Here is a 12,107-nt window from a genome sequence, read left to right as displayed (position 1 = left end):
CGGCCGACCGCGCGGCCGACGAGCGCTCAGCCCGAGCTGATCGCGGCGACGAGCAGTGCCGTGACGGTGCGCGCCATCACGCCGCGCGCCTCCTCGACGTCCAGGCCGAGGTCGTCGCGCAGGACCGCCCAGCTGCTGAACGTGCAGCTGGCGGTCAGCGCGTGCACGACCTGCTCGCGCTGCGGTCGCTGCGGTCCGAGCTCCGCGGCGAACAGGGTGGTGAGCTCGTCGCGCACGCGCTGCAGGTGAACGCCCCGGTAGCGCCTGAGGGCGGGGGAGAAGGGCTCGCGGACGCGCGAGGCCCGCGCCGAGGGGCCGACGAGCTCCAGCAGGCGGGCCCGCTGGGTGCAGAACCGGTCGACCCGCTCGGCCAGCGGCAGGTCGGTGGGGACCGGCGCGTGCTCCTCGTCCTGCCGGGCGAGGACGGCGGCCCCGCTGGCCTCGAAGAGGGCCTCCATGTCCTTGAAGTGCGTCCACAGCGCGCGCAGGGACACCCCGGCGCGTTCGGCGATGCGCTCCCCGGTCGGGCGCAGGTCGCCCTCGGCGATGAGCCGGGCGTGGGCGTCGAGGACGGCCTGGCGCGTGCGCTCGGCACGCGCCGTCCGGCCGTCGACACGGGCGGGGGGAGTGGCGGCGTCGGGCACGGTCGCCATTGTCGTCACCCTGCCGGGGCGGGCGCCACCACGTCGCCCGGACCCGCCTGGCCGTCCGCGTCGGAGCCGTCCGCGTTCGGGCCGTCCGCGAACCGGCTCCCCGCTCGGCGGCCCTCCACCTCCTGCTGGAGGCGGTTCATGCCCGCCAGCCACCGGTCCGGGTCCGCGGCCCTGGTCGCGTACCACCGGGACACCTCCGGGTGCGGCAGCACCAGGAAGCGGCCGGACGGCAGCGCGTCGAGGGTCGCCCGGGCGACCTCCTGCGGGCTCAGCGCGCCGGTTGTCAGCAGCGCCGAGCTGGTGCCGTCGGCGGAGGCCAGCATCGGCGTCAGCACGCCCTGCGGGCACACGGCCTGGACGACCACCCCGCGGTGGGCGTACGTGGCGCGCAGCCACTCCGAGAACGCCAGCGCCGCGTGCTTCGTGACGGCGTAGGCGGCCTTGCCGAGCAGCGTCAGGAGCCCGGCCGCGGACACCGTCGTGACCAGGTGCCCGCGTCCGGCCTCCAGCCACCGCGGCAGCAGGGCCTGGGCGGCGACGACGTGGGACATGACGTTGACGTCCCAGGCGGTCCGCCAGACCTCGGCGGGGGCGTCGACCGAGCCGGGCGGCGCCACGCCCGCGTTGGCGAAGAAGACGTCGAGCCGCCCGTGCCCGGCCCAGGTGCCGTCGACGAGCCGGGTGACGAGCTGGGGGTCCGTCACGTCCCCCGGCGCCGCGGTGCCGCCCACCTCGTCGGCGACGGCCCGGGCCGAGCCCGGGTCCACGTCGTTGACGACGACGTGGGCCCCGGCGGCCGCGCAGGCCCGCGCCAGCTCGGCGCCGATGCCGCTCCCGCCCCCGGTGACGACCACCGCCGCACCTGACAGGGAGGTGCCGGTCAGGGGGTCCCGGGGAGGGGCGACGTCGTCATCCGGCTGCCGCGGTGGTTCTGACGGGGTCATGGGCCTGCCTCTCGTCGCGGGGATGCGTGCCAAGAAAGATACAGAAGGCATGCAGAAAGAACAGGTGCGCTGCCACGACGGGACGTCGGCTCGGATGGTCGGCCCGGGCCGCCACGTGGGAGGGCGACTCGATGAAACATCCGCTGGCGCAGCGTGATCGCCGCCCGACGGTGCGTTCGCTCTCGCAACGTTTAGGTCACAGGGCCTTGACCGTCGCCTCCTGAAAGATACAGTCCGGGTGCAGAAACACTGAGGGCCGTTGCGGTCACCAGCCACGAGACGAGGTCAGGATGCGGGCAGACACGTCGCACGCCGCGCCACCGGTGCTGTCCCTGCGGGACGTCACCGTCGTCTTCGGCGGGCTGACCGCCCTGGACTCCGTCAGCGCCGAGGTCGGCGACGGTCAGGTCGTCGGGGTCATCGGCCCGAACGGTGCCGGCAAGACCACCCTGTTCAACGTCATGTGCGGCTTCACCAAGCCCACCCGCGGGTCGCTGTCCCTGCACGGACGGCCCTGGCGCCCGCGGCCGGACCGCCTCGCGGGTCTCGGCGTCGCCCGCACGCTGCAGGGCCTGGGGCTCTTCCGCGGGATGACCGCGCTGGACAACGTGGTCACCGGCGCCACGCACACCGCCCGCCGCTCCGTCGTGCCGGGCGTCCTCGGTGGGCCGGTGAGCGCGGCCGAGGAGCGCCGGCTGCGCGCCGAGGCCGTGGCCGCCCTCGACCAGCTCGGTGTCGCCGACGTCGCCGCCGCCTACCCCGAGACGCTGCCCTACGCCGTGCGCAAGAAGGTGGCGCTGGCCAGGGCGCTGGTCGCCCGCCCCCGCCTGCTGCTCCTCGACGAACCCGCCGGGGGTCTCGGCCACGAGGACATCGAGGACCTCGCCGCTCTCATCCGCAGCCTGCCCCGCGAGCGCGCCTGCTCCGTGGTGCTCGTCGAGCACCACGTCGACATGGTCCTCGACGTCTGCGACCACGTCGTCGTCCTGGAGTTCGGCCGCGTCATCGCCGCCGGGCCGCCGGACGTCGTCCGCGAGGACCCGGCCGTCACCCGCGCGTACCTCGGAGCGGACGTCGACGACGACGACGCGCCGGACGCCACCGCGCAGGACTCCACCGCGCCGGACGCCACCGCCCAGGAGGTCACCGCGTGAGCACCGTCGCCGCCACCCGCCCGGAGGACCGAGGCGAGACCACCACGCCGCTGCTGGACGTCCGCGGCCTGGGCGCCGGCTACGGGCCCGTCCCCGTCCTGCAGGGCGTCGACCTGGCCGTCCCCGAGGGCACCATCACCGCCGTCCTGGGGGCCAACGGCGCCGGCAAGACCACCCTGCTGCGGGTCCTGACCGGTCTGCTCCCAGCCTCGGCGGGCACCGTCCGCTACCGCGGGGAGGACCTCGCGGGCACCCGGGTCGAGCACATGGTGCGCCGGGGGATCGTGCACGTGCCCGAGGGACGGTCCGTCGTCGCCGAGCTGACCGTGGACGAGAACCTCCGGCTGGGCGGCCTGTGGCGCGGCGACCGCGCCGGGCTGCGCCGCGACCTCGCGGAGGTGTACGGCCGGTTCGAGCCGCTCGCCCGCCGCCGCGACCAGCTCGGGCACTCGCTGTCCGGCGGTGAGCGCCAGATGCTCGCGATCGGCCGGGCGCTGATGGCGCGACCGTCGCTGATGCTGCTCGACGAGCCCTCCCTCGGCCTGGCGCCGCGGATCACCGCGCAGATCATGGCGCTGCTGCGCGAGCTGCGGCGGAGCACCGGGCTGACCGTGCTGCTGGTCGAGCAGAACGTCCGCAGCGCGGTCTCGGTCGCCGACCACGGCGTCGTCCTCAACCTCGGTCGCGTGGTCATCAGCACCGACGCGGGCCGGCTGCGCGAGGACGAGCAGCTGCGGCACGCCTACCTGGGCTTCTGACCCGCACCACCGGAGCGCCGAAGCACCGAGACCACGCAGACCACCGAGACCACCGAGACCACCGAGACCACCGAGAGGAGGGGTGCACCCGTGGACGTCTTCCTGTCCCTGACGTTCCAGGGGCTGTCGCGCGGCGCGGTGTACGCGGCGTTCGCGATCGCCCTGGTCATCATCTGGCGCGCCGCCCGGGTCATCAACTTCGCCCAGGGCGCGATGGCCGTCGCCGCCGCCTACGTGGCCTGGAGCGTCACCACGGCCACCGGCTCCTACTGGCTCGGGCTGGCGGCGGCGCTCCTGTCCGGCGCCGTCATCGGCCTGGTCGTCGAACGCGGCCTGATGCGCTTCGTCAGCCACGAGAACCCCCTCAACGACGTCATCGTGGCCCTCGGGCTCGTGCTCGTGCTGCAGGCGGTCACCGGGATGCTCTTCGGCAACGACTACCGGCCCTACCCCAAGCCCGTCAGCGACACCGCGGTGCAGGTGGGCTCGGTCGCCCTGCCCTCCCCGTACACCTGGTACGTCGTCGGGTCCGTGGTCCTGCTCGTCGCCGTCCTGGGCTGGTTGCTGACCCGGACACCGCTGGGGCTGCGGATGAGGGCCGCCGCGTTCTCGCCGGAGGTCTCCCGGCTGCTCGGCGTCGACGTACGGGCGATGCTCACCCTCGGCTGGGTGCTCGCCTCCGCCGTCGGCGCGCTCGCAGCGGTCCTGGTGGTGCCCACCGAGCTCGGTCTCAACCCGCACTCGATGGACCTGGTGTTCGTCTCGGCCTTCACGGCAGCGGTCGTCGGTGGGCTGGAGAGCCTGCCCGGCGCGGTCGTCGGCGGGTTGGCCGTCGGGCTCCTCACCGCCTACGTCAACGGGTACGTCGGCAGCTCGGTGGCTCCGATGGCCGTCCTGGTCCTGCTCCTGGCCGTGCTGCTCGTGCGTCCCGGAGGTCTGTTCTCCCCCGTCGCTGCGAGGCAGGTATGACCGTGACCCAGCAGGCCCCCGCCACGCGGCCGGCCCCCGCCCCACCCCGCGCGGCGGACGGCGCCCTGCGGCGACTGGCGTCGCTGCCGCTGGTCCGCCACCTGCTCGTGGCGGCCGTCGGTGCCGTGGTGGTCCTGGTGCTCAGCGAGACGCTGGCCCCGTACCGCAACTTCCAGCTCGCGACCGTCGCAGGCTACCTGTGCGCGGCGGCCGGGCTGACCTTCCTGACCGGGCTGTCCGGTCAGCTCTCCCTCGGCCACGGCGCCCTGATGGCCGTCGGCGCCTACGCCGCCGTCCTGACCTCGAACGAGCTCGCGGAGCGGGACCTGCTCGCCGGGTGGCGGCTGCCGGTGGCGCTGCTCGCCGCGGTGCTCGCCGCCACGGTCGTCGGGTTCCTCGTCGGACGGGCCTCCACGCGGCTCAGCGGGCCGTACCTCGCCGGCGCCACCCTGGCCGTCGCAGTCGTCGTCCCCTCCGTCGCGACGACGTTCCGCGACGTCCTCGGCGGCGACCAGGGGCTGTTCATGGTCGTCGACCCGCTGCCCGACGCGCTGGCCGGCCGGCTCCGCTTCGAGCAGTGGCAGGTGCTCGTCAGCTGGGCCGTCGCGCTCACCGTCGTCGTGCTCCTGGCCAACGCCGCGCGCGGGCGCTTCGGCCGGTCCATGCGCGCCGTCCGGGACGACGAGGTGGGCGCCCGCCTGGCCGGGATCGACGTCCCGCGCACCAAGACGACCGCGTTCGCCGTCAGCGCCGCCGCCGCCGGAGCGGGAGGAGGGCTCTTCGCCTTCCAGACGCAGAGCGTGGCACCGGGCGCGTTCTCGATGATCCTGTCGCTGTTCCTGCTCATGGCCGTCGTCATCGGCGGGATCGGCCGCCTCGCCGGGGCCGTCGTGGGCGCGGTCCTCCTCGTCGCGCTGCCGGACCTGGCCTCGACGCTCGGGCACTCGCTGCAGGTCGGCCCCGAGACCGCGCAACGGCTGGACGGCAACCTCTCGCTCGCGGTCCTCGGCGTGACGCTCGTCGTCGTGATGCTCGTGGCCCCCAGCGGCCTCGTCGGGACCCTCGAGCGCTGGCGCCACCGTCTGCGGACGCGGCACCTGCGCCGGGCGGCGCGCGGCTGAGCCGCACCCACCACCCAGACCCCCTCCCGGACCGACCCGCACCCCGCGGCCGCGTCCACCGGCACACCACCCCAAGGAAGGCAGGCTGACCATGCAGCTCACCGCGTGGAGGCGCGGCACGGTGCTCGCCACCAGCGCCGCACTCGTCCTGGCGCTCGCCGCGTGCGGCGACGGCCAGGAGGGCACCGGAGGCGACTCCGCCTCGGGGCCCGTCCCCGGCGTCACCGACACCGAGGTCGTCGTCGGCACCCACATGCCGCTCACCGGCCCGGCGTCCGCCGGCTACTCCAAGATCGCCCCGGCGACGAAGGCGTACTTCGACTACGTCAACGACAACGGCGGCGTCCACGGCCGGCAGATCCGCTACGAGGTCAAGGACGACCAGTACAACCCGGCCACCACGCAGCAGGTGGTGCGCGAGCTCGTCCTGCAGGAGGAGGTCTTCGCGCTCCTCAACGGCCTGGGGACCCCCACGCACACCGGCGTGCTGGACTTCGTCAACAGCAACGAGGTGCCCGACCTGTTCGTCGCGTCCGGCAGCCGCGCGTGGAACGACCCCTCGACGTACCCGTACACGTTCGGCTACAACACCGACTACGTGGTCGAGTCCAAGATCCTGGCCACGTACGCCCAGGAGGCCCACGCGGGCCGGACCATCTGCTCGCTCGGGCAGGACGACGACTTCGGTGAGGACTTCGAGGTCGGGCTGGAGGCGGTCCTCGGCGCCGACGGCCTGGCCGACAAGCAGCGCTACACCGTCACCAACCAGGACGTCGCCCCGCAGGTGAACAGCCTCAAGGCCAGCGGCTGCGAGGTCGTCATGCTGGCCACGGTGCCCGGGTTCACGGCCCTGACCATCGGCACCGCGGCACGCCTCGGCTTCCAGCCGCAGTGGATGGTCTCCAGCGTCGGCGGCGACTACACCACCCTGAGCGGCACGCTCGGCGACGCGGCGCCGCTGCTCGAGGGCATGGTCGGCATGTTCTACCTGCCGCACCCGTCGGACCCCTCCGACCCGTGGACCGCGAAGTTCATGGAGATCAACGAGGAGTACAACGGCGGCGCGGAGTTCGACGGCAACGTCGTCTACGGCATGTCCGTCGGCTACAACTTCGTCCAGGCGCTGCAGCGCGCCGGCGAGGACCTGACCCGCGAGCGGCTCGTCGAGGTGCTCGAGGAGGGCGACTTCCCCGGCCCCGGCCTGGTGCCGGTGCGCTGGTCGGCGGACGACCACTCCGGGTACTCGGGTCAGCGGCTCTGGCGGGTCGAGGGCGGCGCGCAGGCCTACTTCGGCCCGGCCTACGTCACCGACGACGGCGACGCCCCCGTCGAGGAGTACACGCAGGAGCGGCCCGAGCCGGGCGACCTCATCCCCACGGAGTGACCCACCGTGACGTCGGCGGCGCCCGCTCCGCCGACGTCACGGCCCACCGGGTGCGCACCCGAGCCGGCGCACCCGGTGGGCCGCCAGGCCACGACGGACGAACCGCACGACCGCACGGTCGAACGAGCCCGGAGGCACCGTGACCACCCCACCCGCCAGCGCGTCCGCGAGCACGCCCGTGACCGCCCACGACGTCAGGCAGCGTGTCCGCCGGCTGCTCGACGAGCACGACGGCGACGAGCGCACCGCCTTCCTGAGAGCGCGTTTCGACGCCGGGCTGGCGTGGGTGCACTACCCCGTCGGCCTCGGTGGGCTCGGCGCCCCGCGCGCCCTGCAGGAGGTCGTGGAGGTCGAGCTGGAAGCGGCCGGCGCCCCGGACAACGAGCCGCGCCGGATCGGCATCGGCCTGGGCATGGCCGCGCCGACGCTGCTCGCCCACGGCACCGATGAGCAGCGGCGGCGCTTCCTGCGGCCGCTGTGGACCGGCGAGGAGGTGTGGTGCCAGCTGTTCAGCGAACCGGGTGCCGGGTCCGACCTGGCCGGCCTGGCGACCCGCGCCGTGCGCGGCGGCACCGACCGGGGTGACGGCCCCGGCGCCGACTGGGTCGTCACCGGCCAGAAGGTCTGGACGTCGATGGCGCACGAGGCGCGGTGGGCGATCCTGCTGGCCCGCACCGACCCGACCGTCCCCAAGCACCGCGGGCTGACCTACTTCGTCTGCGACATGACCCACCCCGGCGTGACGGTCCGGCCGCTGCGCCAGCTGACCGGCGAGGCCGAGTTCAACGAGGTGCACCTGGACGGGGTGCGCCTGCCCGACTCCCTGCGGCTGGGGGGCGTGGGGGAGGGGTGGGCCGTCGCCCGCACCACCCTGATGAACGAGCGGGTGACCATCGGCGGCGCCAGCGAGCCCCGCGAGGGCGGGCCGATCGGCAACCTCACCCGCCTGTGGCGGCAGCGCCCCGAGCTGCGCAGCCACGGCCACCACGACGAGCTGCTGCGGCTGTGGGTGCGGGCCGAGGCGGGCCGGCTGACGGCCGCCCGGTTGCGTCAGCAGCTCGCCTCCGGCCAGCCCGGTCCCGAGGGCTCCGCCGTCAAGCTCGGCTACGCCGCGCTGGCCCAGCAGGCCACGCGGCTCGAGCTGCAGGTCCTCGGCCACGAGGGGCTGCGCGACCCCGACGACGGCCTCGCCGGGACCGGCACCGCCCACCTGCTCGAGCGCGCCCCCGTCCAGCGGTACCTGCGCGCGAAGGGCAACTCCATCGAGGGGGGCACGTCGGAGGTGCTGCGCGGCATCGTCGCCGACCGCGTCCTCGCGCTGCCCGCCGAACCCCGCGACGACACCCGCCTCCCCTGGCAGGAGCTGCCCCGATGACCCTCACCACCCGACCCCCGACGGGCCCTGCCGGCGACCGCACCGCGCCCCGCCCGGCGGGTGACCTGGCCGACGTCGACCTGCTCTACTCCGACGTCGAGGAGGACCTGCGCGCCAGCGTCCGCGACCTGCTCGCGGCCCGGTGCGACTGGCAGCAGGTGCTCGCGGCGGTCACGACCGCCAGGTCGGACCGTGACCCCGCAGCCGTCGCCGACGCCGCCCTGTGGGACGCGCTCGCCGTCCGCCTGGGGCTGGCCGGGCTCACCGTCCCCGAGACGGTCGGCGGCGCGGGGGCCGGGGCGCGCGAGGCCGCCGTCGTGCTCGAGGAGCTCGGGCGCCGCGTCGCGCCCGTGCCGTACCTCGGCTCGTCCGTCGTGGCCGCCGCCGTCCTGACGGCCCTGCCGGCCGGCGCCGCTCGCGACGACCTGCTGCGCCGGCTCGCCGACGGGACCGTCGTGGCCCTGGGGCTCCCGGCCGGCACGGGGCCGGGGTTGCCCGGTGCACCGGGACCCGTGGCCGACGTGCGCGTGAGCGAGCCCGGCGGCGACGGCCCCGACGCGCCGCGGACGGGACGGGCCCGCGTGTCCGGGACCGTGCCGACGGTGCCGGACGCGCTGGGCGCGCAGGTGCTCCTCGTGCCCACCGCCGGTGGCCTGCTCGCGGTCGAGGTCGCGGACGGCGTCGCCGTCGTGGCCGTCCCGTCCCTCGACCCGACCCGGCCCGTCGCCGACGTCCGGCTCGACGGCGCGGCGGGGACGCTGCTGACCGACGGTGCCGGTGCGACGGACGCCGTCACGGCGGGCCTGACCGCCGGGGCGGCCCTCCTGGCCTCCGAGCAGCTGGGGGTCGCGGAGTGGTGCCTGGAGGAGACCCGCGCGTACCTGTCCACCCGCTACCAGTTCGGCCGGCCCCTCGGCACGTTCCAGGCGCTGCGGCACCGCCTCGCCGACCTGTGGACCGAGGTCACGCAGGGCCGGGCGGTCGCCCGGTACGCGGCGGACCGCGTGGCGGCCGGCTCACCCGACGCGGCGGTCGCGGCGTCCCTGGCCCAGGCCGGCTGCGCGCCGCTGGCCCTGCGTGCCGCTGAGGAGTGCGTGCAGCTGCACGGCGGGATCGGCTTCACCTGGGAGCACCCCGCGCACCTGTACCTCAAGCGGGCGACCGCCGCCGCCCTGACCTACGGCACCCCCGAGCACCACCGCCGCCGGCTGGCGTCCCTCGTCGACCTCCCGCCGGCGCCCTGACCCACCGCGCCCCGAACCCGCCCTGCACCGACCCGAGAGGACCCCCGTGACCACCACGCCCCCCGACGCCGTCATCGTCGCCTCGGCCCGCACGCCCATCGGCCGTGCCGGCAAGGGGTCGCTGAAGGACGTGCGTCCCGACGACCTCGCCGTCGCCGCCGTCCGCGCCGCCCTCGACCAGGTGCCCGGGCTCGACCCCGCGGAAGTCGAGGACCTGGTGCTCGGCTGCGGTCAGCCCACCGGCCGGCAGGGCTACAACGTCGGCCGGGTCGTCGCCACCCTGCTCGGTCTCGACCAGGTCCCCGGCACCACCGTGAACCGCTACTGCTCGTCGTCCCTGCAGACCACCCGGATGGCCTTCCACGCCATCCGCGCCGGCGAGGGCGACGTGTACGTCTCCGCCGGGGTCGAGAGCGTCTCGTCCTACCCGTACGGCCGCAGCGACAACCTCCCGGACACCCAGAACCCCGTGTTCGCCGAGGCGGTGGCCCGCACCGAGCGGCGCGCCGCCGGCGGCGCCGAGCCGTGGACCGACCCGCGCGACGCCGGCGACCTGCCCGACGTCTACCTGACGATGGGCCAGACGGCGGAGAACGTGGCCCAGCTCAAGGGCGTCAGCCGGCAGGTGCAGGACGAGTTCGCCGTCCGCTCGCAGAACCTCGCCGAGAAGGCCCTCGCGAACGGCTTCTGGGACAGCGAGATCACCCCGTTCACCCTGCCCGACGGGACCGTCGTGGCCTCGGACGACGGGCCGCGGTCCGGGGTGTCCCTGGAGGCCGTCCAGCAGCTGCAGCCCGTCTTCCGCCCGGACGGCACCGTCACCGCCGGCAACTGCTGCCCCCTCAACGACGGCGCCGCCGCCCTCGTCGTCATGTCGTCGACCCGGGCCGCCGAGCTGGGCCTCACCCCGCTGGCACGCATCGTCTCGACGGGCCTGAGCGGGCTGTCCCCCGAGATCATGGGCCTCGGACCGGTGGAGGCCTCGCGCCAGGCGCTCGCCCGGGCGGGGATGACGATCGACGACGTGGACCTGGTGGAGATCAACGAGGCCTTCGCCGCCCAGGTGGTGCCCAGTGCCGCCGAGCTCGGGGTCGACTGGGACCGCCTGAACGTCAACGGCGGCGCGATCGCCGTCGGTCACCCGTTCGGGATGACGGGCGCGCGGATCACCAACACCCTGCTGCACTCGCTGCGCTGGCACGACAAGGAGATCGGGCTGGAGACCATGTGCGTCGGAGGTGGCCAGGGGATGGCGATGGTGGTCCAGCGCCTGGGCTGAGCTGCGCCGACCCTCGCGCAGGGCGCCCCACCCGAGCGGTGGGGCGCCCTACGCTGGCGCCGTGGACCAGCCGGCGGGACGGACGGGGCGCCCGCTCGTGCTCGTCGTCGACGACACGTCCCAGATCCGGCTGCTGCTGCGGTTGAACCTCGAGCTCGAGGGGTTCGACGTCGAGGAGGCCGAGGACGGCGGTGCCTGCCTGGCCCGGCTGCGCGACCCCGGCGCCCGCCGCCCGCAGGTCGTGACCCTCGACGCGGTGATGGAGCCGGTGGACGGCTGGTCGACGGTCGAGCGGATCCGGCGCGACCCGGCGCTGGCCGACCTGCCGGTCGTCATGATCACCGCGTCGGTGCAGGCCCACCACCGGGCCCGCGCCCACGACCGCGGCGTCGACGTGTTCGTGGCCAAGCCGTTCGAGCCGCTGGACGTCGTGGACCTCGTCCGCTCGCTCGTCGGCGGCCGCCCCGGCTGACCCGTCGGGAGGGTCACTCCGAGGAGGCGCTCTCCAGCATCTCGTCGAGGAACCGCGCCGCCTCGGCCGCTGCGCGGTCGGCGTCCCCGGCCACGATGGCGCGGACCAGCTCGACGTGGTCGTCGTCGTCCAGCGGGGAGATGTGGGTGATGTTGAAGCTGACGTTCTCGCTGATCGCGCCGAGCAGGTCCCGGTACAGGTCGACCAGGACCGCGTTGCGGCCGGCCTCGGCGATCGCCAGGTGCAGCTCGACGTCGGCCTGCACCATGCCGTCGGTGTCGCCGGCGACGCGCCTCTCGCTGCGCAGCGCGAGCAGCGACTCCAGCCGCCGGCAGTCCTCGTCGGTGCGCCGGGTCGCCGCGAGCCACGCCGCGCCGACCTCCAGCGTGCGGCGGACCTCCAGCACGTCGCGGTGCCGGGCGTCGGCGACCCGCCGGCCCACGGCGACGGCGAGCTCGCTGTCCGCCACCACGTAGGTGCCGGACCCCTGTCGGCGCTCCAGCAGACCGGCGTGGACGAGGGCCTGCACGGCCTCCCGGACGGTGTTGCGGCCCGTGCCGGTGAGCTCGACCAGCTCGGGCTCGGTGGGGATGCGCGAGCCGACGGGCCAGGTACCGGAGAGCACCTGGGAGCGCAGCTGCTCGATCACCCGGTCGATGAGACCCGCTCGCCGGCCGGGTGGCGGGGCGGCCTGACGACCCGCCGGCGCGCCGCACGAGTCGGTGACGGTGGTCTCAGCGCTCATCTAGTCATC

General features: G+C 75.1%; 12 protein-coding genes. 9 read left to right on the top strand and 3 right to left on the bottom strand.

The window, feature by feature from the left end; all coding sequences use genetic code 11:
- Positions 1 to 26: 26 nt before the first annotated feature.
- Together ACYVQV_RS02125 and ACYVQV_RS02120 are read right to left on the bottom strand one after the other, a co-directional pair.
- Positions 27 to 653 (bottom strand): TetR/AcrR family transcriptional regulator, encoded by a 627-nt coding sequence (locus ACYVQV_RS02125; RefSeq protein WP_461021608.1) that lies wholly within the window; start codon positions 651 to 653, stop codon positions 27 to 29.
- Between the two features lie 5 nt (positions 654 to 658).
- Entirely contained in the window at positions 659 to 1,507 is an 849-nt protein-coding gene (locus tag ACYVQV_RS02120; protein WP_461021607.1) for an SDR family oxidoreductase, read from the bottom strand.
- 380 nt (positions 1,508 to 1,887) lie between these two features.
- Between ACYVQV_RS02120 and ACYVQV_RS02115 the strand changes: the two genes are divergently transcribed.
- The 9 genes from ACYVQV_RS02115 to ACYVQV_RS02075 all read left to right on the top strand — a co-directional run bounded on the left by ACYVQV_RS02115 (position 1,888) and on the right by ACYVQV_RS02075 (position 11,353).
- The gene (locus tag ACYVQV_RS02115; protein ID WP_461021606.1) at positions 1,888 to 2,751 is read left to right on the top strand and encodes an ABC transporter ATP-binding protein; all 864 of its coding nucleotides are present in this window, start codon (positions 1,888 to 1,890) and stop codon (positions 2,749 to 2,751) included.
- Complete coding sequence (locus tag ACYVQV_RS02110) at positions 2,748 to 3,509, top strand: ABC transporter ATP-binding protein (protein ID WP_461021605.1); 762 nt, start codon at positions 2,748 to 2,750, stop codon at positions 3,507 to 3,509. The genes ACYVQV_RS02115 and ACYVQV_RS02110 overlap by 4 nt, the downstream gene beginning before the upstream one ends.
- 90 nt (positions 3,510 to 3,599) lie before the next feature.
- Positions 3,600 to 4,478 carry a branched-chain amino acid ABC transporter permease gene (locus tag ACYVQV_RS02105; RefSeq protein ID WP_461021604.1) on the top strand — a complete coding sequence of 293 codons (879 nt, stop codon included), beginning with the start codon at positions 3,600 to 3,602 and terminating at the stop codon, positions 4,476 to 4,478.
- The gene (locus ACYVQV_RS02100; protein WP_461021603.1) at positions 4,475 to 5,599 is read left to right on the top strand and encodes a branched-chain amino acid ABC transporter permease; all 1,125 of its coding nucleotides are present in this window, start codon (positions 4,475 to 4,477) and stop codon (positions 5,597 to 5,599) included. The genes ACYVQV_RS02105 and ACYVQV_RS02100 overlap by 4 nt, the downstream gene beginning before the upstream one ends.
- A gap of 91 nt (positions 5,600 to 5,690) precedes the next feature.
- Positions 5,691 to 6,983: an ABC transporter substrate-binding protein gene (locus ACYVQV_RS02095; protein WP_461021602.1), complete on the top strand. Its 1,293-nt coding sequence runs from the start codon at positions 5,691 to 5,693 to the stop codon at positions 6,981 to 6,983.
- A gap of 139 nt (positions 6,984 to 7,122) precedes the next feature.
- Complete coding sequence (locus ACYVQV_RS02090; protein ID WP_461021601.1) at positions 7,123 to 8,358, top strand: acyl-CoA dehydrogenase family protein; 1,236 nt, start codon at positions 7,123 to 7,125, stop codon at positions 8,356 to 8,358.
- On the top strand, positions 8,355 to 9,602 hold the full coding sequence (locus tag ACYVQV_RS02085) for an acyl-CoA dehydrogenase family protein (protein WP_461021600.1): 1,248 nt from the start codon (positions 8,355 to 8,357) through the stop codon (positions 9,600 to 9,602). The genes ACYVQV_RS02090 and ACYVQV_RS02085 overlap by 4 nt, the downstream gene beginning before the upstream one ends.
- Positions 9,603 to 9,648: 46 nt before the next feature.
- Positions 9,649 to 10,881 (top strand): acetyl-CoA C-acetyltransferase, encoded by a 1,233-nt coding sequence (locus tag ACYVQV_RS02080; RefSeq protein WP_461021599.1) that lies wholly within the window; start codon positions 9,649 to 9,651, stop codon positions 10,879 to 10,881.
- A 61-nt stretch (positions 10,882 to 10,942) separates the two neighbouring features.
- On the top strand, positions 10,943 to 11,353 hold the full coding sequence (locus ACYVQV_RS02075; protein WP_461021598.1) for a response regulator: 411 nt from the start codon (positions 10,943 to 10,945) through the stop codon (positions 11,351 to 11,353).
- Positions 11,354 to 11,366: 13 nt separating this feature from the next.
- Here the strand turns inward: ACYVQV_RS02075 and ACYVQV_RS02070 are convergent, their stop codons facing one another.
- A complete protein-coding gene (locus ACYVQV_RS02070; RefSeq protein ID WP_461021597.1) occupies positions 11,367 to 12,098 on the bottom strand; it encodes a FadR/GntR family transcriptional regulator in 732 nt (243 codons plus the stop codon).
- Positions 12,099 to 12,107: the final 9 nt, after the last annotated feature.

Source organism: Thalassiella azotivora, assembly GCF_054781695.1.
Note: the sequence above shows the minus strand (reverse complement) of the source record. Positions and strands in the feature narration are given on the sequence as shown.

What these genes read in the sequence shown, in the direction of transcription:
- ACYVQV_RS02125 (WP_461021608.1), bottom strand. Translation starts at nt 653, where the DNA reads ATGGCGACCGTGCCCGACGCCGCCACTCCCCCCGCCCGTGTCGACGGC.
- ACYVQV_RS02115 (WP_461021606.1), top strand. Translation starts at nt 1,888, where the DNA reads ATGCGGGCAGACACGTCGCACGCCGCGCCACCGGTGCTGTCCCTGCGG.
- ACYVQV_RS02100 (WP_461021603.1), top strand. Translation starts at nt 4,475, where the DNA reads ATGACCGTGACCCAGCAGGCCCCCGCCACGCGGCCGGCCCCCGCCCCA.
- ACYVQV_RS02095 (WP_461021602.1), top strand. Translation starts at nt 5,691, where the DNA reads ATGCAGCTCACCGCGTGGAGGCGCGGCACGGTGCTCGCCACCAGCGCC.
- ACYVQV_RS02085 (WP_461021600.1), top strand. Translation starts at nt 8,355, where the DNA reads ATGACCCTCACCACCCGACCCCCGACGGGCCCTGCCGGCGACCGCACC.
- ACYVQV_RS02070 (WP_461021597.1), bottom strand. Translation starts at nt 12,098, where the DNA reads ATGAGCGCTGAGACCACCGTCACCGACTCGTGCGGCGCGCCGGCGGGT.